The sequence below is a fragment of the Acinetobacter sp. CAU_H_56 genome (assembly GCF_058599425.1).
The window spans coordinates 1,914,249-1,934,499 of sequence record NZ_CM178654.1 but is presented as its reverse complement, the minus strand read 5'-3'; the positions used below and the strand labels follow the sequence as shown (position 1 = coordinate 1,934,499).

17 protein-coding genes are annotated in these 20,251 nt (G+C 44.7%); 7 read left to right on the top strand and 10 right to left on the bottom strand.

What is annotated here, in order from left to right; genetic code table 11:
• Window positions 1-5 precede the first annotated feature (5 nt).
• Complete coding sequence (locus AC4MCC_RS09330) at window positions 6-1,244, top strand: dihydroorotase (RefSeq protein ID WP_491885173.1); 1,239 nt, start codon at window positions 6-8, stop codon at window positions 1,242-1,244.
• Window positions 1,245-1,437: 193 nt separating this feature from the next.
• Window positions 1,438-2,931, top strand: coding sequence for an OmpA family protein (locus AC4MCC_RS09325; RefSeq protein WP_491885172.1), 1,494 nt, complete (start codon window positions 1,438-1,440; stop codon window positions 2,929-2,931).
• A 57-nt stretch (window positions 2,932-2,988) separates the two neighbouring features.
• Here AC4MCC_RS09325 and AC4MCC_RS09320 read toward each other — a convergent pair whose 3' ends face one another.
• The 8 genes from AC4MCC_RS09320 to AC4MCC_RS09285 form a co-directional block, all read right to left on the bottom strand.
• On the bottom strand, window positions 2,989-4,401 hold the full coding sequence (locus tag AC4MCC_RS09320; protein ID WP_004782496.1) for a short-chain fatty acid transporter: 1,413 nt from the start codon (window positions 4,399-4,401) through the stop codon (window positions 2,989-2,991).
• 97 nt (window positions 4,402-4,498) lie between these two features.
• Complete coding sequence (locus tag AC4MCC_RS09315) at window positions 4,499-5,137, bottom strand: CoA transferase subunit B (RefSeq protein WP_004782495.1); 639 nt, start codon at window positions 5,135-5,137, stop codon at window positions 4,499-4,501.
• Window positions 5,138-5,139: 2 nt separating this feature from the next.
• Window positions 5,140-5,844, bottom strand: coding sequence for a CoA transferase subunit A (locus tag AC4MCC_RS09310; protein ID WP_491885171.1), 705 nt, complete (start codon window positions 5,842-5,844; stop codon window positions 5,140-5,142).
• Window positions 5,845-5,944: 100 nt separating this feature from the next.
• Complete coding sequence (locus AC4MCC_RS09305; RefSeq protein WP_004782490.1) at window positions 5,945-6,847, bottom strand: hydroxymethylglutaryl-CoA lyase; 903 nt, start codon at window positions 6,845-6,847, stop codon at window positions 5,945-5,947.
• Window positions 6,844-8,838: an acetyl/propionyl/methylcrotonyl-CoA carboxylase subunit alpha gene (locus tag AC4MCC_RS09300; protein WP_491885170.1), complete on the bottom strand. Its 1,995-nt coding sequence runs from the start codon at window positions 8,836-8,838 to the stop codon at window positions 6,844-6,846. Before AC4MCC_RS09300 ends, AC4MCC_RS09305 begins: the two co-directional genes overlap by 4 nt.
• Before the next feature lie 19 nt (window positions 8,839-8,857).
• Window positions 8,858-9,652 carry an enoyl-CoA hydratase/isomerase family protein gene (locus AC4MCC_RS09295; protein ID WP_419374914.1) on the bottom strand — a complete coding sequence of 265 codons (795 nt, stop codon included), beginning with the start codon at window positions 9,650-9,652 and terminating at the stop codon, window positions 8,858-8,860.
• 12 nt (window positions 9,653-9,664) lie between these two features.
• On the bottom strand, window positions 9,665-11,266 hold the full coding sequence (locus AC4MCC_RS09290) for a carboxyl transferase domain-containing protein (protein ID WP_005235052.1): 1,602 nt from the start codon (window positions 11,264-11,266) through the stop codon (window positions 9,665-9,667).
• Window positions 11,267-11,301: 35 nt separating this feature from the next.
• The gene (locus AC4MCC_RS09285; RefSeq protein WP_004782484.1) at window positions 11,302-12,474 is read right to left on the bottom strand and encodes an isovaleryl-CoA dehydrogenase; all 1,173 of its coding nucleotides are present in this window, start codon (window positions 12,472-12,474) and stop codon (window positions 11,302-11,304) included.
• 146 nt (window positions 12,475-12,620) lie between these two features.
• Between AC4MCC_RS09285 and AC4MCC_RS09280 the strand changes: the two genes are divergently transcribed.
• The 5 genes from AC4MCC_RS09280 (at window position 12,621) to AC4MCC_RS09260 (ending at window position 17,752) form a co-directional block, all read left to right on the top strand.
• Window positions 12,621-13,256: a TetR/AcrR family transcriptional regulator gene (locus AC4MCC_RS09280; protein WP_004782481.1), complete on the top strand. Its 636-nt coding sequence runs from the start codon at window positions 12,621-12,623 to the stop codon at window positions 13,254-13,256.
• Window positions 13,257-13,353: 97 nt separating this feature from the next.
• Window positions 13,354-15,042, top strand: coding sequence for an AMP-binding protein (locus AC4MCC_RS09275; RefSeq protein ID WP_491885169.1), 1,689 nt, complete (start codon window positions 13,354-13,356; stop codon window positions 15,040-15,042).
• A 318-nt stretch (window positions 15,043-15,360) separates the two neighbouring features.
• Window positions 15,361-16,032 carry a class I SAM-dependent methyltransferase gene (locus AC4MCC_RS09270; RefSeq protein ID WP_491885168.1) on the top strand — a complete coding sequence of 224 codons (672 nt, stop codon included), beginning with the start codon at window positions 15,361-15,363 and terminating at the stop codon, window positions 16,030-16,032.
• 62 nt (window positions 16,033-16,094) lie between these two features.
• Window positions 16,095-16,892 (top strand): thioesterase family protein, encoded by a 798-nt coding sequence (locus AC4MCC_RS09265; protein WP_491885167.1) that lies wholly within the window; start codon window positions 16,095-16,097, stop codon window positions 16,890-16,892.
• A gap of 83 nt (window positions 16,893-16,975) precedes the next feature.
• A complete protein-coding gene (locus AC4MCC_RS09260; protein WP_419374917.1) occupies window positions 16,976-17,752 on the top strand; it encodes a Rossmann-like and DUF2520 domain-containing protein in 777 nt (258 codons plus the stop codon).
• Between the two features lie 44 nt (window positions 17,753-17,796).
• On the opposite strand, the gene trmB is transcribed toward AC4MCC_RS09260, so the two are convergent.
• Together trmB and AC4MCC_RS09250 are read right to left on the bottom strand one after the other, a co-directional pair.
• On the bottom strand, window positions 17,797-18,513 hold the full coding sequence (gene trmB, locus AC4MCC_RS09255; RefSeq protein ID WP_125279238.1) for a tRNA (guanosine(46)-N7)-methyltransferase TrmB: 717 nt from the start codon (window positions 18,511-18,513) through the stop codon (window positions 17,797-17,799).
• A gap of 150 nt (window positions 18,514-18,663) precedes the next feature.
• Window positions 18,664-20,109, bottom strand: a complete 1,446-nt coding sequence (locus AC4MCC_RS09250; RefSeq protein ID WP_419374918.1) for a SulP family inorganic anion transporter — start codon at window positions 20,107-20,109, stop codon at window positions 18,664-18,666.
• Between the last annotated feature and the right edge of the window lie 142 nt (window positions 20,110-20,251).

Here is a 20,251-nt window from a genome sequence, read left to right as displayed (position 1 = left end):
AAGTCATGTCTATTGTAAAAATTGAAAATGTCCGTGTTCTAGACCCAATCCAAAACACTGATTCAGTCGAAACAGTTTATCTGGAAAATGGTAAACGTATTGCAGAAACTGCTAACGTCTCTGAAACCATTGATGGACAGGGCAAATGGCTGATGCCAACTATGGTGGACTTATGTGCTCGTTTACGTGAACCGGGCCAGCAGCAACACGGGACTTTAAAGTCTGAAGGTAAGGCCGCACGTGAAAACGGGATTCTGCATGTCTTTACCCCGCCAGATTCCAAACCGATTGTGCAGGATAATGGTGCGCTGATTCATGGTCTGGTTGAAAAAGCCATGCTGGATGGCGGTATTTATTTGCAGGTGATCGGTGCGCAAACCCAAGGTTTGCAAGGTCAGCAACCAGCCAATATGGCAGGTTTAAAAAAGGGTGGTTGTACTGCGGTTTCTAATGCCAGTGCGCCGTTTGCCAATGATGATGTGGTATTGCGTACACTTGAATATGCAGCGGGCTTGGACCTGACTGTAGTGTTCTATGCAGAAGAACCTCAAATCGCCAAAGATGGCTGTGTGCATGAAGGCTTTATTGCTTCACGTCAGGGTCTGCCAATGATTCCGGCATTAGCGGAAACTGTGGCCATTGCCAAATACCTGCTCATGATTGAAGCGACTAAAGTACGCGCTCATTTCGGCTTGTTATCTTGTGGTGCATCAGTAGAACTGATCCGTATTGCCAAAGAAAAAGGCCTGCCAGTAACTTGTGATGTTGCAATGCACCAATTGCATCTGACTGACCATCTGATTGATGGCTTTAACTCTCTTGCACACGTACGCCCACCATTACGTTCTGAATCTGACAAAGAATTACTGCGTCAAGGTGTGAAATCTGGTGTGATTGATGCGATCTGTACCCATCATGAACCCCTGAGCAGCTCTGCCAAAATGGCACCATTCGCGGAGACACTGCCTGGATTTACTGCGTTTGATACCTATGTACCGTTCGGTATCCAACTGGTGAATGAAGGTTTCTTTACGCCGTTAGAATGGGTGGAGAAAGTCACAGTTGCTCCCGCGAAAGTCGCTAACATGTTTAATCGCTGGAAAGCGGAAGCAGGCTGGGTACTGGTTGATCCAGAACAAGAATGGACATTAAGCAAAGAAACGATCGTTTCTCAAGGTAAAAATACACCACTGTTCAATCAAAAAGTGAAAGGTAAAGTGCTGCAAACTTTTATTGCCGCATAACACTTACATTTCGCGTTTACAAAAAGTCAGCTTCGGCTGACTTTTTTATATCTTAAATAAAATACTAGAAAAGTTAGCCCTACATAAACAGTGAAACTTTATGATATCAGTACAATTATTAACATTCCAAAGAGGGTGGGTCGCTACACTGATTAAATATTAAACATTATAAATCAGAATAATGGTGATCTTGATGAATACAGATTTAATTGAACGTTTAAAGAGTGATGTGACCGCCATTGTGCTGCAAGGTGAAACTGAACATCTATTTGCCAAGGATCAGGCCTTAGCCCAATTCTATCCTGTATTGTTAAGTATTCTTCGTGCAAGACCGGCTTGGATTGAAAGTCTAGGCCAGCAACTTAATCCCAAAATTGATGAATTATTTAATAATAATCCGACCCTAAAACAACAATTCCTGACTCAGTTAGATTCAACTGCACCTCAAGATGACATTGAACTGACCCTGAACCGGGCAATTGTTCCAACCATGAATTTCTTACAGGCAGAGGCTGGTGCACCCACTGCTGAAGCAGTAGGCCATTTGTTAGATACACATGCAGACTCGATTCAACGGGCATTACCAGTCTGGGCTGGTTCTATACTGGCATCTCTAGGCGTATCTCCGCTGGCAGGACAAAACTTGAACGGCGCACCGGGTCTGGATTCCGAACCGGAAGCAGAACCGGTACTGACTGAAGAGAAAAAGGCAGTGGTGTTCTGGCCATTTATTCTCCTCGTGATTATTGCTGCAATTATCTTATTCTTCTTCCGTGGATGCCTGCGTGATGATGATCCGGATGAATTACGAAATGCTCAGGCGGTGAGTGAAGCTGCTGCAACGAATCCTGCAATTCTAAAAATCAGCACCGGTAGTCAGGGTGAAATCGTCAACTGTCAGGTACAGATGAATGATCCGAAATATATGCAGATTCTGCAAAATGAAATTAAACAGATCTTTAATTACAGTATGGGCTGTGGTGCAGTAGCCAATGAAAATTACCATTCTGAATTTATTGATCAGGATACGATTCCTTCAGTACTAAAACTGCTGCAAGGCATGTCAAATGTGACTTTGACTTGGGCAGGTAATCAGGTGTCTGTGCAGGCAGCGAACAGTGCAGATGCACAGCGTTTGGCAGGTCAGATTCGTGGTCTGGCTAAAAATGTAGAAGTCGTGACCCAAAAACCAGTGGATATGGATGAGGCGATCAATACAGCCAATACCGAGGCTAAAAAAGCTTTAGATGAACTTCAGATGGAAAATATTGAGGCGCTGGATGTTGCGACTGCCTTAAACCTGCAACTTATTCATTTTGCGACAGGTTCTACAGAAATTCCTGAAGTGAATAAAAGCTTGCTGGATCAGACCGCAGCTTTATTGCAATATGCCAAAGATGTACGTCTAACCGTAATAGGCCATACTGATACGGAAGGCAGCAGCACTCAAAATCAGGAGCTATCTTTAAAACGTGCTCAAGCCATTGTGAATTATCTGGTACAGAAAGGGGTGAATCCGGCACAATTACAACCTGTAGGTATGGCGGCGAATCAGCCTGCTCAACCGAATGCAACCTCGAACGGTCAGTATCAAAATCGTCGTGTAACTTTTGAAGTTATGAGTACCGAAGATGGTCGTGTACATACTGTAGATAATGAAGGCGTAGTTGAAAAGAAAGCCAGCTAAATAATTCTTTCATCATAAAAAAGGACGAATGATTCGTCCTTTTTTATTTGTTATGAATTAAGAGAAGACAGGTGGGGTATAAGTCAGGGTTCTTCCTAGGAACCAGAGCAAGAATAGTACCAATGGAAGATGAAAGACCAGTTGGGTCACTGTAAAACCAATCACATCTTTGGCTTTTAATTTTAAGATACCCAGCATAGGGAGCATAAAGAAAGGATTGATCAGATTGGGCAAGGCTTCGGCCGCATTGTAAATCTGGACAGACCAGCCCAGATGCACTTTCAGGTCATGTGCGGCCTGCATCACATAAGGCGCTTCAATAATCCATTTTCCTCCACCAGAAGGAATGAAGAAGCCTAGAATCGCTGAATAAATTCCCATCACCACTGCAAAGGTTTCCTGCGAGGCAATCGAAACGAAGAACTCGGCGATATAGTGCGATAGGGACAGGTCAGCAGAATTCAGGGCATTGGTCATCATAAAGGCGATGCTGCCATAAAGCGGAAACTGGATCAGCACCCCTGAAATGGCCGGCACAGCTTTGGACACAGCATTGAGAAAATTACGTGGTGTACCATGTAAAGCTACACCCAAAATCAGAAAGATAAAGTTATAGGTGTTTAAGCTGGAGATTGCCAGAATAGGATTACTTTTGGAAAACTCGTTAAACATCCAGACCAGACCCAGAACCACAATCAGAATACTTAAGATTGGCGAGTTTTCCAGCCAGTCACCCGGCCGTTTATGGGTCACGGTTTCAGTCTTTTCTTCTTCAATCTGGATCGGGAAGTGATCAATAGTTTTAATATGATTGCCTTTGGGCGCAGACCAGTAGGCAATGGCAATCGAAGCAATAATCAAGACTGCTGTCATGATCATGGATTGCGGCAGGAAAATCGTTTCAGTAAATGGAATCACACCAGTCAGATTATAAAGTGGTTCTGGTAGACTGGATTTGTTGGCTTGTAATTGCGCTGCTGAAGAGCTGATGCCGAGTGCCCAGGTTGCGCCCATCCCGATAATCGCTGCTGCGGCAGCCGCACGGTAATCCATATTCAGTTCTTTACGCTGCGCTAGCGCAATCACCAGAAGTGCGGTTAGAACCGTACTCATCGCCCAGTTAATCAGGGAAATCAGTAAACTAACAGTAGCTACGAGAACGATGGCTCCACGTCCAGAATGAGGAATGCGCGCCATTTTCTGAATCAGTAATTGCATCGGTTTGGAAACTGAAACTACATAACCGACCACGATCAACATGCACATCTGTAAGGTAAAGGGAATCAGACTCCAGAATCCGTCACCAAATGAAATCGCGACGTCTTGTGCCGGCGCACCAATGCCAATCGCGGCAATCGCAACGATGATGACACCGAGTAGGGCAAAGATATAAGAGTCCGGAAACCATTTTTCAGACCAGTCGCTGACGCGCATGGCAAAGCGCTGCAAGATATTTTGTTGAGTTTGCATGATTAAAATCCATTTATTCTGCATTTGTTATTAAGAAGCGGCTTTCTTCAGCCAAAAAGAAACCCTTAAAATTTTTCATTTTAAGGGCTGGGAAAAATCAGGCTGCTTTACGGAGTAAAGGTACGCCGGTGACTTTCTGAATTTCATCAAAACTGACATCGGGTGCCAGTTCTACAAGTTGAATACCTTCAGGTGTGACATCCAATACACCTAAGTCAGTAATAATCCGGTTCACTACGGCCTGGCCAGTAAGCGGAAGACTACATTGTGAGACAATTTTAGGCGTACCATCTTTAGCGCAGTGTTCCATCAGCACCACAACTTTTTGCACACCTGCGACCAGATCCATGGCACCACCCATGCCTTTGACTTTCTTGCCTGGAATCATCCAGTTGGCTAGATCACCATTTTCTGAGACTTCCATAGCCCCCAGAATGGCGATATTGACATGACCGCCACGGATCATGGCAAAGGAGTCAGCACTGGAAAAGAAAGAAGCACCTTTGCGGGCAGTTACCGTCTGTTTGCCAGCATTGATCAGGTCTGCATCCACAGTATCGGCCGTTGGAAATTCTCCAATACCCAACAGACCATTCTCAGACTGTAGCCAGACATTAATATTCTCTGGAATATAGTTAGCGACTAAGGTTGGCAGGCCAATACCCAGATTCACATAGAAACCGTCTTCAAGTTCTTGTGCGGCGCGCTGCGCCATTTCATTACGTGTCCAAGCCATGATCAAGCCTCCGCCTTTAAAGTCATCTGTTCAATCCGTTTTTCCGGTCGGGTATTCAGTACAATCCGGTTCACATAAATGCCTGGAAGATGAATTTCATCTGGATCAAGGGCACCGATCTCGACAATTTCTTCAACTTCAGCAATGGTCACTTTACCAGCCATGGCACAGACCGGATTGAAGTTCTGGGCAGTTTTACGGAAAATCAGGTTGCCGGCTTTATCGGCCTTATAAGCTTTAACCAAAGCTACATCAGCAGTTAAGGATTCTTCCAGAATATAAGACTTGCCATTGAATTCGCGGACATCTTTACCTTCAGCAATGACGGTTCCAACACCGGTCGCGGTATAGAAAGCGGGAATACCTGCACCACCGGCACGTAATTTTTCAGCTAAAGTTCCTTGCGGGGTCAGTTCAACTTCAAGTTCACCGCTTAAGTATTGGCGTTCAAATTCCTTATTCTCGCCCACATAGGAAGAGATCATCTTTTTAATCTGTTTGGTTTCCAGCAATAGCCCCAAGCCAAAGTCATCGACACCGGCATTATTGGAAATACAGGTGAGACTTTTGGCACCGGTTTCTTTTAAAGCTGCAATGAGGGCTTCTGGAATACCACATAGACCAAAACCGCCTACCGCCAAGGTATGTCCATTCTGAACCACGCCGTCTAAAGCGGCTTTTGCACTGTCATACACTTTATTTGACATTTTTACCTCGATTTATTCTTCTCTTGCAGATCTCTTTCATCTAAAGATCTGCTGATTTCTATCCATGAGGACTTATAGAGTGTCCGGCTATTTTAAGTTTTTAAGCACAGGCTTTTTGCCAATAGGCATTGGCATAATTGGATGGATTATTGCGTTGTAATACCTCGCTGATATTACGGCTGGCCTGCATCAAAGCATCCAGTTGAATACCGGTTTCAAAGCCCATCTTGGAGAGCAGGTAATACAGGTCTTCAGTTGAAACATTGCCGGAAGCACCTTTGGCATAAGGACAGCCACCGAGACCGGCAATAGAGGAGTCAAATACCCGAATCCCTTGCAGCAATGACTGGTAAATATTAGCGATGGCCATGCCATAGGTATTATGAAAATGACCGGCTAGCACTTTACTATCAATTTCTGAAAGACAGGCATCCCAGACGTTCTTCACGCGATCCGGAGTTGCCGTACCAATGGTTTCACCTAATGACACTTCATAGCAGCCCATGTCTAGTAGACGCTGTGTAACTTTGACGACCTGCTTCGGATCAATTGCACCTTCATAAGGGCAGTCCACCATACAAGAGACATAGCCACGCACCTTGACATCATTTGCTTTGGCAGCTGCCATCACATCTGCAAACTTCTCAAAGCTTTCATCAATCGAGCAGTTGATATTCTTGTGGGTAAAGCTTTCAGAAGCTGCGGTAAATACCGCAACTTCTTTACAATCCACAGCCAGCGCTGATTCAAAACCTTTCATGTTTGGCGTCAGCAAACTGAACTGGATATTCGGATCTTTAGGCAAGCTGGCAAATAGCGTATCGCTATCTGCCATCTGTGGAACCCATTTGGCTGAAACACAGGAGCCGACCTCAATCGCCTGCAAACCTGTTTTCATCAGGTCCAGAATCAGATTTTTACGGTCATCTAGTGTTAAAGGTGTTTTTTCGTTTTGCAGGCCATCGCGTGGCCCGACTTCTACGATTTTAACGAAATCTGTCATGCAACTTCCTCCGCTAGAGGCTGAAACTCAACCAGTTCATCACCGGCTTTAACCTGATCACCTTTCTGGAAGTATGAGTTTGCGATAATGCCATCATGCGGAGCGCGAATGGTATATTCGATCTTCATTGCTTCCAAGGTCAGCAGTACATCGTCTTTTTTCACTTTGTCATTTGCCGCGACCAGAACCTGAGTAATCACGCCAGGCATTGGCGCAGTCAAGTTATTTTCAGTCCCTTGTTCATCCTGGTTATTAAAGTCATTTTTCAAATAATTGAACTTGTAGCTTTGACCATTCTGGAACAGGGTAATGCCATGCTCAGTCTGGCTAAATGCCAGTTTCTGCTGCTGACCCGCAAGATTTAACTGCAGTAGGTGTTGATCAAGCAGCTCACCCTGGATGGTAAGTGTCTGGCCTTCATAATTTGCCAGGAAACTATTTTCTAGCGCTTTAAAGCTCACCACATGTAAAACGTCATTACATTGTAATTTAATTGTGTAGCTATTTTGCTGATTTAGACGCCAAAATGCCTTTTGCTGCCAGACTGGATTATTGCTAGTCGGGTTTTGAGCCAGACGCGATAACAGTTCAACCAAGGCTGCAGTGACCACTAATTCTGCACTGATATCAGCAGATGGTTTGAGTAGGAACTCTTCTTCACGTTGAATCAGGCCAGTATCGAGATGGGCATTTTTAAATGAATCACATAATACTAAGCGATCAAGAAAAGCGATGTTATTGCCAAGACCATCGACATGAAACTGACCCAAGGCATGATGCATCTGGGTTAAAGCAGCTTCACGGTTTTTGCCCCAAACAATCAGTTTGGCAATCATCGGATCATAATAGGTGCTGATTTCATCACCTTCGACAATGCCACTATCCACACGCACGCTGTCATTTTGTTCTGGATAGTGCAAATAGCTGATCTGACCGATGGCAGGAATAAAACCTTTTTCTGGTTCTTCGGCATAAACACGGGCTTCCAGTGCATGACCGTGTATCTGTAATTCATGCTGCTGTTTCGGTAAAGGTTCACCGAACGCTACACGTAACTGCCATTCCACCAGATCCTGACCGGTGATCATTTCAGTGACTGGATGCTCAACCTGCAGACGGGTGTTCATTTCCATGAAGTAAGCAGTACCGTCTTGCTCAACGATGAACTCGACTGTACCGGCACCGACATAATTTACAGCACGTGCAGCATCAATTGCGGCTTGGCGCATCGCCTCAAGTTTGTCTTCTGGCATTTTAGGTGCAGGTGCTTCTTCCAGAACTTTCTGGTGACGACGCTGCACGGAGCAATCACGTTCAAACAGATGCACATAATTGCCATGTGTATCACCAAAGACCTGAACTTCAATATGGCGTGGCTGCACGACATAGCGTTCAATCAGCACATCTTCATTGCCGAAGCTGGAACGTGCTTCGCTTTTACAGGAAGCGAGTGAACTGAGGAAATCTTCACTACGCTCGACCAGACGCATGCCTTTACCGCCACCGCCGGCACTAGCCTTGATCAGTACCGGATAGCCAATACTGTCTGCCTGCTGTTTCAGGAAATCCGCATCCTGATTGGTACCATGATAGCCGGGGGTTAACGGTACACCGGCCTTTTCCATCAGTGCTTTAGAGGTCGCTTTCAGACCCATTGCTAAGATCGCATCCACTGGCGGACCAATAAAGACAATGTTGTTATACTGACAGGCCAAGGCAAACTGGTCATTTTCAGACAGGAAACCATAACCTGGATGAATGGCCTGAGCACCGGTAGTTTTTGCTGCCTGAATAATACGTTCAATCTGTAAATAACTTTGTGCAGCAGGCGATTCACCAATATGGATGGCTTCATCTGCCAGTTTGACATGCTGTCCCTGTGCATCGGCATCGGAATATACGGCAACGGTGGCAATCCCTAACTTTTTCGCTGTACGAATCACACGACAGGCAATTTCACCACGGTTGGCAATTAAAATCTTTTCAAACATCCTACGATCCTTCTTGTTGTTATGCCGTGGTCTTGATCCAGGCCGGGCTTTTTTTGTTTAAAAATGCATTCAGTCCATTTTTCGCCTCATCTCCCTGGCGAACATGGGCAATATGCTGTGCGGTTTTAAGCAGCAGATCTTCAGTCAGGACCTGTTGATCGACGAGTTGAATCAGTTGTTTTGAGGCGTTTTGCGCTGCTGGTCCACCGAGTAAGAGCGCTTCAACAATCTCATCAATTTTACTGTCGAGATGTTCTGGTGCAGTCACTTCATGTGCCAGACCAATGGTTTTCGCCTGTTCAGCTGAGATTCGCTCAGCAGTCAGGAAATAGCGTGACGCTTGACGGGCGCCAATTGCACGAATCACATAAGGGCTAATAGTTGAAGGAGCCAATCCTAAACGTACTTCCGATGTAGCAAACTTGGCATCGGTGCTGGCGATACAGATATCACAAGCGGATGCCAGACCCATACCGCCGCCAAAAGCAATTCCATGGACACGGGCAATCGTCGGTTGTTTTAATGTCGCCAGACTTTGCAGCATTTTTGCCAGTTTTAGGGCATCAGCTTCATTGTCTGCCTGTGAGGCCTGACCGGCCTGTTTCATCCAGTTCAGATCCGCACCCGCAGAAAAGCTTTTACCTCGGCCTGCCAGAATCACTACACGTACATCATCACGCTGATTTAAAGACTGGAAGCAGGCATGTAACTCTTCAATGACTTGGGTGTTAAACGCATTGTGCAGTTCAGCACGATTAATCCAGACAGTTGCCACCTGATTCTGCTGCTCGAGCTGTAAAAATTGATAGTCCATTTTTGTCGCCTCTTACATGCGGAACACGCCGAATTTGGTTGGCTGAATTGGTGCATTCATCGCTGCAGCCAGACTTAGGGCCAGGACTTCACGCGATTGCGCTGGGTCAATGACACCGTCATCCCATAGACGCGCAGAAGCATAATAAGGATGGCCTTGGCGCTCGTATTGATCACGAATCGGCTGTTTAAACTGGTCTTCTTCTTCAGCTGACCAGGTTCCACCTTTTTGCTCAATCTGATCGCGTTTCAAAGTTGACAATACACTAGAAGCCTGTTCACCGCCCATCACCGAAATACGTGAGTTTGGCCAGGTCCACATGAAGCGTGGTGAGTAAGCACGGCCACACATGCCATAGTTACCGGCACCAAAAGAACCGCCAATCACCAGAGTCAGTTTAGGCACATTGGCTGTCGCGACGGCCATCACCAGCTTGGCACCATTTTTGGCAATACCTTCATTTTCATACTGACGACCCACCATAAAGCCGGTAATGTTTTGCAGGAAGATCAGCGGAATATTGCGCTGGGTACATAATTCAATAAAATGCGCGCCTTTTTGTGCAGACTCAGAGAATAAAATTCCATTGTTGGCAATAATCCCGACTGGCATTCCATAGAGCTTGGCAAAGCCAGTGACCAGGGTAGTACCGAAACGTGCCTTGAATTCATCAAAACGTGAGCCATCGACAATACGCGCAATCACTTCACGGATATCAAACGGTTTACGTGCATCGCTTGGCACAATGCCGTACAGTTCTGAACTGTCAAAACGCGGTGCTTCGATTTCATCTGCGGTCTTGTTTGGCTTTTTGTTCAGGTTCGCCACAATGTTGCGGGCAATGGCAATTGCGTGTTCATCATTTTCTGCCAGATGATCGGCAACCCCAGATAAACGGGTATGTACATCACCACCGCCTAGATCTTCACTGGAAACTACTTCACCAGTAGCTGCTTTCACCAGAGGAGGGCCGCCAAGGAAAATAGTACCCTGATTGCGCACAATAATGGTTTCATCTGACATCGCTGGCACATAAGCACCACCGGCTGTACAGCTACCCATCACTACAGCAATCTGGGCAATACCTAGACTCGACATACGTGCCTGATTGTAAAAGATACGGCCAAAGTGATCACGATCCGGGAATACTTCATCCTGTAAAGGCAGATAAGCACCGCCAGAATCGACCAGATAAATACAGGGCAAATGATTCTGTTCGGCAATTTCCTGGGCACGTAAATGCTTTTTCACCGTAAGTGGATAATAAGTACCGCCTTTGACTGTGGCATCATTGGCCACGATCATGCAGGTCACACCATTCACTTGGCCCACACCTGCGACCACACCTGCTGCAGGAACATCATCCTGATAAACCTGATAGGCAGCCAGTTGACCGATTTCCAGAAAAGCCGTGCCTGGATCAATTAAATGATTGATCCGTTCACGCGGCAGTAATTTGCCGCGATCCAGATGTTTCTGGCGGGCATTTTCTCCGCCACCCAAGGCAATTTTTTCTACTTTCTGTTTAAGATCATCCACCAGTTGCAGCATGGCAGCCTGGTTGGTCTTAAACTCTTCACTACGTATATTGATTTTGCTCTGTAACTGATTCATGACGAACATCCTTGTCTTATTCTAAGTGTTAATGTTTAGGCTGTTTCGTTGAAGAGCTCACGGCCAATGAGCATGCGGCGGATTTCGGAAGTACCGGCGCCAATTTCATAGAGTTTGGCATCGCGCCATAAACGGCCTGCAGCAAATTCATTGATATAACCGTTACCACCTAGGGTCTGAATAGTTTCGCCTGCCATCCAGGTCGCTTTTTCAGCGGCATATAAAATGGCACTGGCAGCGTCTTTACGCAGGCTACGGCTATGATCAGCCTTGTCACATTCAGCACCAACGGCATACACCAGGGCCTTACATGCCAGCCAGGTAGAGTACATGTCAGCAATTTTGCCTTGCATTAACTGGAATTCACCCAGTGCCTGACCAAACTGTTTACGGTCATGAATATAAGGGATCACAGTATCCATGCAGGCATCCATAATGCCTAATGGACCAGCACTGAGAACCGCACGTTCATAGTCCAGACCGCTCATCAGAACTTTAGTCCCATTGCCGACACCGCCAAGCACGTTTTCTTTCGGAACTTCGACATTGTCAAAAAACAGGGGATAGGTATTGGAACCGCGCATACCCAGTTTGTCCAAATGGGTGCCGTGGCTAAAACCTGGCATATTTTTCTCAACCAAAAAGGCAGTCATGCCTTTGGCGCCAGCTTGTAAATCGGTTTTAGCATAGACAACGAGTACATCGGCATCACCGCCGTTAGTGATCCACATCTTGGACCCGTTGAGTAGATAATGATCGCCTTTATCTTCGGCTTTCAGTTTCATGCTGACTACATCTGATCCGGCATTCGGCTCAGACATGGCCAGTGCACCGACATATTCGCCAGAAATCAGTTTTGGCAGGTAGCGCTGCTTCTGTTCTTCATTACCATTTCGCTTAATTTGGTTAACACATAGGTTAGAATGGGCGCCATAGGACAAACCAATGGATGCTGAAGCACGGGAAATTTCTTGCATGGCAATAATATGGGCCAGATACCCCAGATTGGTACCGCCATATTCCTCACTGACCGTTAAACCAAGTAGGCCCATATCACCAAATTTTTTCCAAAGGTGAGCCGGGAATTCATTGTCACGGTCAACTTGCTGGGCAATTGGGGCAATTTCCTTGGCGCAAAATGCGGCCACTGAATCACGAAGCGCAATAAGAGTTTCATCCAAACCGAAATCTAAGCTTTGTAAATTCATTCTTCATCCATCCTGAGATTATATTTGTTGTGTCCAAAAGCATTTTTGTTGTGCTTGTTTTTTTAACATACAACGAAAAATTAAAAAAGTGAACCTATATTCACAAAATGATTTACAATTCATTTTATCTGGTTGAGAATAAGATTATGAGTTATAAAAGATCATCACTGATGCAGGAACGAATGGAACAAAATCGTTTGTCGATTTTACAGTCTGCTCGTGAACTGATTACTCAAGGGGGCTTTAAAGAGGCGTCGATTCAGGCGATTGCAGAACGCGCAGGCGTTTCTACAGGGCTGGTATATCGATATTTTGAAAACAAAAGCCAGATTTTGATTGAGGTTTTGTCGGCAGCGATTCAGCACGAAGTTGGAATTCTTGTTTCCATTGCCGGATCGGATTTGTCGCCAAAACTGAAATTGCAAAAATCTGTTACAACTTTTGTGAAACGAGCCATGAATAGCCCCCAGTTGGCGTATTCACTCATGTTTGAACCGGTTGATCCGGAAATGGAGCATGAGCGTTTTCGCAGTAAACAGCTGCTTAAACAAAGCATTAAGGAAATCCTGGCCGAAGGAAAGGTGAATGGAGAGTTCGAGTTTGAAGATTTAAATACGGCAGCTTTGGGCGTGGTCGGTGCCATGACCTTTGTCGTGATTGAACCTTTGAATCCGTCCCGTAATGTGATGTTTGATCAGAACTACAAGGATCACTTTGTCAAACAGATTGCCGATTTTTGTGTTAACGCAGTACATCGACAGGAGGGAAATTCAGCAGCATAGACGCACAAAAACAGGCACATAGACAAGGTCGTCATGGTCATAAAACAATTAGTAAAGTTGAAAATCAGAATTACAAAGAATCAAGGAGATCGATTCAATGACACAAGTACGGTTAAGCTATGCCTATGGAACCAGTAGCCAGCCTTTATTGGGCATGACGATTGGTGAAAAATTTGATCAGGCTTGCGAACAATATGCAGATCGCGATGCAGTCGTCAGCATGCATCAGAACATACGCCTGAGTTATCGGCAGCTACAGGATCAGGTCAATGCCTTTGCCTGTCAGCTGCTGAAATTGGGTATGCAAAAAGGTGACCGTCTGGCAATCTGGTCGCCGAACTGTGTGGAATGGACTATTACCCAGTTCGCAGCTTTCAAGGCAGGCATTATTCTGGTTAACCTGAATCCGGCCTATAAAAGCAATGAGCTGGAATATGTCCTGAATAAAGTGTCCTGTAAGGGACTGATCATTGCATCGCAGTTTAAAACCACGGATTATCAGGAAATCCTGACCAAAATTGCGCCTGAATTAAAACAGGCTGAAAATAAATTACTGAATGCAGAGCGTCTCCCACATTTAAAGCATGTCATTAAAATTGATGAGCAGCAGCATACTGGCATTCATCGTTTTCAGGATTTAATGCCTACACCAAGTGCTCAAGAACTGGAACAACTGCAACAGATCTCCACTGATTTGCAGTTCGATGAAACCATCAATATCCAGTTTACGTCAGGCACCACAGGTAACCCTAAGGGTACAATGCTGACCCATAACAATATTTTAAATAATGGTTACTTTGTCGGTGAAGCGATTCACTTAAGTTCAGAAGACCGTGTCTGTATTTCTGTTCCACTATTCCACTGCTTTGGCATGGTAATGGGCAATCTGGCCTGTATTACCCATGGTTCAGCCATGATTTATCCATCTGCCGTATTTAATCCGCTGGAAACCCTAAAAGCCATTCAACAAGAAAAATGTACGGCAGCTTATGGCGTACCGACCATGTTTATTGCTGTGCTGGAACATGAACAGTTTGATGAGTTTGATCTGACGAGCCTGCGTACCGGCATTATGGCGGGTAGCCCGTGTCCGCAGGAAATTATGCAGCGCGTGATTGAGCGGATGCATATGTCCGAAATTACCATCTGTTATGGCATGACTGAAACAGCACCGGTAAGTGCACAAAGTTCAACAGAAGACAGTGTTGAGCGTCGTGTCAGTACAGTTGGCCGTGTCCATCCGCATCTGGAAGTTAAAATTGTCGATGAAAATGGCAAGGTGGTGCCGCGCGGTCAATTGGGTGAACTCTGTGTGCGTGGTTATTCCGTGATGCTGGGTTACTGGGAGGACCAGGACAAGACGCAGGAAGTCATTGATGCTGCGCGCTGGATGCATACCGGTGATATTGCTGAAATGGATGATGAAGGCTTTGTCAAAATCAAGGGTCGTATCAAGGATGTGGTGATTCGTGGCGGTGAAAACCTGTTCCCGAAAGAAATTGAAGATTTCCTTTATACCCATCCAGCGGTGTCGGATGTGCAGGTGATTGGCGTGCCAGACCATAAATATGGTGAAGAGCTTTGTGCTTGCATCATCTTGCATGAAAATGACCCATGTACCGAAGAAGCCATTCGCCAGTATTGTGCCGAGCATATCTCGCATAACAAAGTGCCGCGTTATGTGCGTTTCTTCCATGAATTCCCGATGACAGCTTCAGGTAAGGCACAGAAGTTCAAGTTGCGTGAATTTATGCGTGAAGAATTAAATCTGAAAGAGATTGCTTAAATTATAGCAATTTCAGTCTATTACGGGAGGTAGTGTGGTATTTAATGCTTGCATTGCCTCAATTGGAAGGAACTCATCACTATCAACGTGCAGGCTTTTCTTACTTTTGATGGGCCAAAAGTAAGCAAAAGCCCTTTATTTTGCTGAAGGGACTTCCATGTCCCTCAGCAAAATGGCGACATCCATGTCGCCTGTCACGTGATTAAAATGAGGAAAAGTTCAAGACAAGATGATGAAAAATAAAATTTTTTTTATAGATTCCGCATTAAAAAAATCTTTCTCAGCACTAATTCAATAATCAGAATTCAGAGTAAACAGATGGCAAAAAACTTTCACAGTGAAGTGGTGGTCGCAAGTTATGATGATCATATCCGTAAACTGATTCCTGGCTATGAACTGGTGCATCAGCAGATTGAAGCAATACTCAGCATTGAACTTCAAGAAACTGCACATATTTTAGTAGTCGGTTGTGGAACTGGTTATGAGCTATCTTATTTATTGCAACAGCATCCAAACTGGACATTTACTGCGATTGATCCTTCCGCTGCAATGCTTGAGCAGGCAAGGAAGCAGCTGGCTTCTATTGGAGCTGAACAACGAGTTCAGTTTATACAGTGCACCACTCAGGAACTGGATCAGCAGGATACTTTCGATGCTGCACTTGCTATTTTAGTCGCCCATTTTATTCCTGAACCTCAGAAATCTGATTTTTTTCAGGCTATCTATCAGAGCCTTAAAGCTGGCCGGATCGCATTGACCTATGATCTGATGCAGCCAGAAGGTGAGAATGAATTAAAGGTGATGCAAAAAATGGCACAGCAAACCGGACTTAGTGTGCAGCAAAGCGAAAATATGCTGGCCAGATTGCAGCAGGACTTTTTCCTGATTTCAGTAGAAGATTCAAATGAACTTTTAACAAAAGTCGGATTTAAACAGCGCAGAATTTATAGTCAAATCATGAATTATTATGGTTTTTTACTCAGAAAATAAAGATCATGAAACTTTATATGAATTTTAAAGTTTAAGAGAATAATCAAGGAAGTTTAAGAAAAATGTCAGCATATTATAGTTTGATCCAGCGCGAGCAGCATACAGATGGCAGTACTACTGCCTATTATCGTTCCAATATTCATGCCCAAGGTGCGTGGAATCCTCATGAACAGCACATGGCACCGGCAACCGGTATTCTATGTGTTGAACTAGAACAGTTTCAGCCTAGATCAGAAATGCGCATTGGCCGGGTTGGACTGGATATTTTTGGGCTGATTGCATTTGGTGATTTTTCTATTACTACACGCATGATCCGTCCTGGCAAAACTATTGAACTGATTGAGGCGGAAATGTGTGCCAATGGAAAAACCTGTATCGTTGCTCGTGCCTGGAGGATGCTGACTTCGGATAGCCGGACCATTGCAGGTATTGAAGATTTTCCGATTGAAAACCCTGATTCTTTACCGGTTTGGGAGGGTATGAGTTGCTGGCCGGGTGGTTATATTCAAAGTATTGAAACCCGTGCACATGCCGACCATCGTGCAGGCAAAGGCATTGTCTGGCTTAGAAATTCATTGGATATGGTAGAAGGACAACCGACTACAGATTTTAGTCGTTTACTTGGTATGGTAGATACCGCCAATGGCATTGTGCCGCGTCAGGATCCAAATGCGGGCTGGGGATTTCCAAATCTGGATTTACAGATTCATATGTACCGTCTGCCGCAAGGTGAATGGCTGGGGCTGGAAGTGGTGCAACAGTATGGTGAAGATGGGATTGGTCTCACCAGTGGTGTGCTGCATGATATTCACGGGCCTTTCGGTCGTAGTGAACAGATTCTGACCTTACGTAAATTCTAAATCCGGTTCAAAAGCAAAAGGATGAATTGATTCATCCTTTTTTTATTGGCATGCTGTGCGCAATGATTCAGGAATATTGATGAATGCGGATTAGTATCATTGGGGCAGGACGAGTGGCTTATCATCTTGCCCGTGTATTGTCAGCACAACATGAAATTGTACAGATCTACAGCCGGACTCTGGATAAAGCACAGCAACTGGCTGATCAATTTAAAGCGCAAGCTATCGCTCACCTTGAGAATCTGAATCAGAATATTGATTTGATGATCATTGCCGTGAGTGATCAATCAATTGCTAATGTCATCAAACAAGTCCATCCTTACTCGCAAGATGTACTGATTGTCCATACTTCGGGCAGTACTCACCTGAATGTTCTAGCAGATGTACATGCAAAGTCTGGCGTCTTTTATCCATTACAAACCTTTAGTCTGGAACGTGAAATTGACTGGGAAAATACGCCTTTATTTATTGAAGCATCTGATCCAGAAGATCAAAAAATTCTAATTCATTTAGCAAATAGCCTAAGTAAACGAGTTTATCAATATAGTTCAGAACAACGTTTGAGCTTGCATCTAGCTGCGGTGTTTGCCTGCAATTTTAGCAACTACTGTTATGACATGGCCAAGCAGGTAGTAGATACACAGCAGGTAGACTTTAGCCTGCTTTATCCATTGATTCTGGAAACAGCCCATAAAGCGACGCAAAATGATCCACGCCAGGGGCAGACTGGACCTGCGATGCGTGGTGATCAGAATATTCTGAATATGCATCAGCAGATGCTAGAGCAGTCTCAGCGACAAGACTTGGCAGATGTATATAAATTATTCAGTCAGCAGATTTTAGAACGCCATCAGACCTAATAAAAAAAGCGCTGAATAATCAGCGCTTTTTAGACTTATAGATATTAAGAAATTTTCTTAAAGATAAAGTCATTAATCTTGTGGCCAGCTTCGATTCCGCGACGTTCAAATTTGGTCTGTGGGCGCCATTCAGGGCGAGGGTAGCTGTTGCCTTTACCTGCCAGGTTTTCTAAACGTGGACGTTCTTCTAGAACTTCCAGCATCCACTCAGCATACGGTTCCCAGTCTGTTGCAGCATGGAAAGTACCGCCAAGTTCCAGTTTTTGCTCAACCAATGGCATGCGGTCATGAGATACAAAACGGCGTTTAAAGTGACGTTTTTTCTGCCATGGATCAGGGAAATACAGCTGAACGGTGTTGATGCTATTGTCTGGCATTTCACGAAGTACCTGAATCGCATCAGCATCCAATACACGTAAGTTCGTCACGCCAGCCATACCTGCTTCATACACGCACTGCGCAATACCCGGTACATGCACTTCGATTCCGACAAAGTTACGCTCTGGATTCGCTTTAGCCATGAGTACCAGAGAGCGGCCCATACCAAAACCGATTTCTACAGTCAGCGGACGTTCAGGATGTTCAAAATACTGACGCAAATCACCTACCGGATATTCCAAAATTAAGTGACCATATTGTTCAAGCGCAGTACGTTGAGAGGTATTTAATGGCGCTGAGCGGCGCATAAACGTCACAATTTCACGGTGCTCGCTTAAATTGTCCAGCTCCACGACTTGCTGGTCTAATTGATCGTTCGACATAATTTTGGCAAATCTAAAAATTCAGAATGCGGTATTTTAAGTCCTGAGCGGTGCAAGTCAAACTTTTCTCGGTATTTCTCCATAAAAATCGAGCCAGAGATCTCAGACAAAATAAAAGAGCCAGTTGGCTCTTTTATAGATCAAGCTTGATCAGGTACTAAAACGGTCGATTAAAGTGCTACTGGCTTCATTTAAACCAATCACAGTCACGTCTATGCCTTGGGCTTTAAACTTCTGGATCACATTATTGAGCATATTTACTGAAGTCACATCCCAGATATGTGCATGCGTCAGATCCAGCTCAACATGATCCAGTTTTTCTTTAAAATCAAAAAACTGGTAGAACTTTTCTGTACTGCTGAAAAAGATCTGTCCAGAAATTATATAGCTACGTGAATTAGGCTTATGCAAATAAGTCGATATATGTACAGTTCTTTCCAGCTTATTAATAAAGAACAGAGCAGAGAGCAATACACCGACAAATACACCGAGCGCCAGATTATGAGTAGCAAGCACGACAATTATCACAGCAATCATCACGGTATTAAATTCTAGCGGATGCTTGCCAAACTGTTTGATTGCACCCCACTGGAAGGTGGTAAATGATACCATAATCATAATGGCTACCAGTGCTGCCATAGGAATATAAGCCAGCCAGTCTTTCAGGAAGACCACCAGACATAGTAAAAACACCCCAGCCACTAGAGTGGATAAACGGGTACGTGCACCTGAAGAGACATTGATAATCGACTGACCAATCATGGCACAACCGGCCATTCCGCCCATAAAACCGCTGACAATATTGGCCATACCCTGACCACGACATTCCTGATGTCGATCACCTTCAGTTCCAGTAACTTCATCAATCACTGTAGTCGTCATCATACTTTCAAGCAGACCTACAGTGGCTAAAGTAAAGGAATAAGGCAGGATAATCTGCAAAGTTTCCAGATTTAGTGGAATTTCTGGAAGAAGAAAGACGGGTAAGGTATCTGGAAACTGTCCCAGATCGCTCACGGTGCGTATATCCGCACCAAGCAATAACGCAAGTGCACTTAGCACGATGATACAGATCAGAGGTGATGGAATGGCTTTACCGATTTTCGGGATATAAGGAAACAGATAGATGATTACCAAACCTACTGCAATGAATAGATAACCCGTACTGTCCATCCGGTTAATTTCCGGGATTTGTGCCACAAAAATCAGGATCGCGAGGGCATTCAAGAAACCATACACCACAGCCTGCGACACAAAACGCATCAGTTTGGCAACTTTAAAAAAGCCAGCAATCACCTGAATGATTCCAGTCAAAATCGTAGCTGCAAGCAGATATTGCAATCCATGATCCTTGACCAGCGTAATCATCAATAGTGCCATTGCACCAGTCGCCGCAGAAATCATAGCAGGACGACCACCGAAAAAGGCAATGGACACGGCAATACAGAAAGAGGCATATAAGCCGACTTGCGGATCGACACCTGCAATCGCAGAAAAGGCAATAGATTCAGGAATCAGGGCCAGTCCAACCACCAGACCTGCCAGTACATCAGTCCGGATATTGGAAAACCATTCTTCTTTTTTCAGGTTAATCACGAAATATCATCTAAATTTTGAGAACCTGCGTATCTTAAACAGATACAGATAAAAATCTACACAAGATTGACTTGCAAAAGCCTGTAAATTCCTCAATATTGGATATGTAACTGTGCTGAATGACAGTTACGCTTTTTTGCAA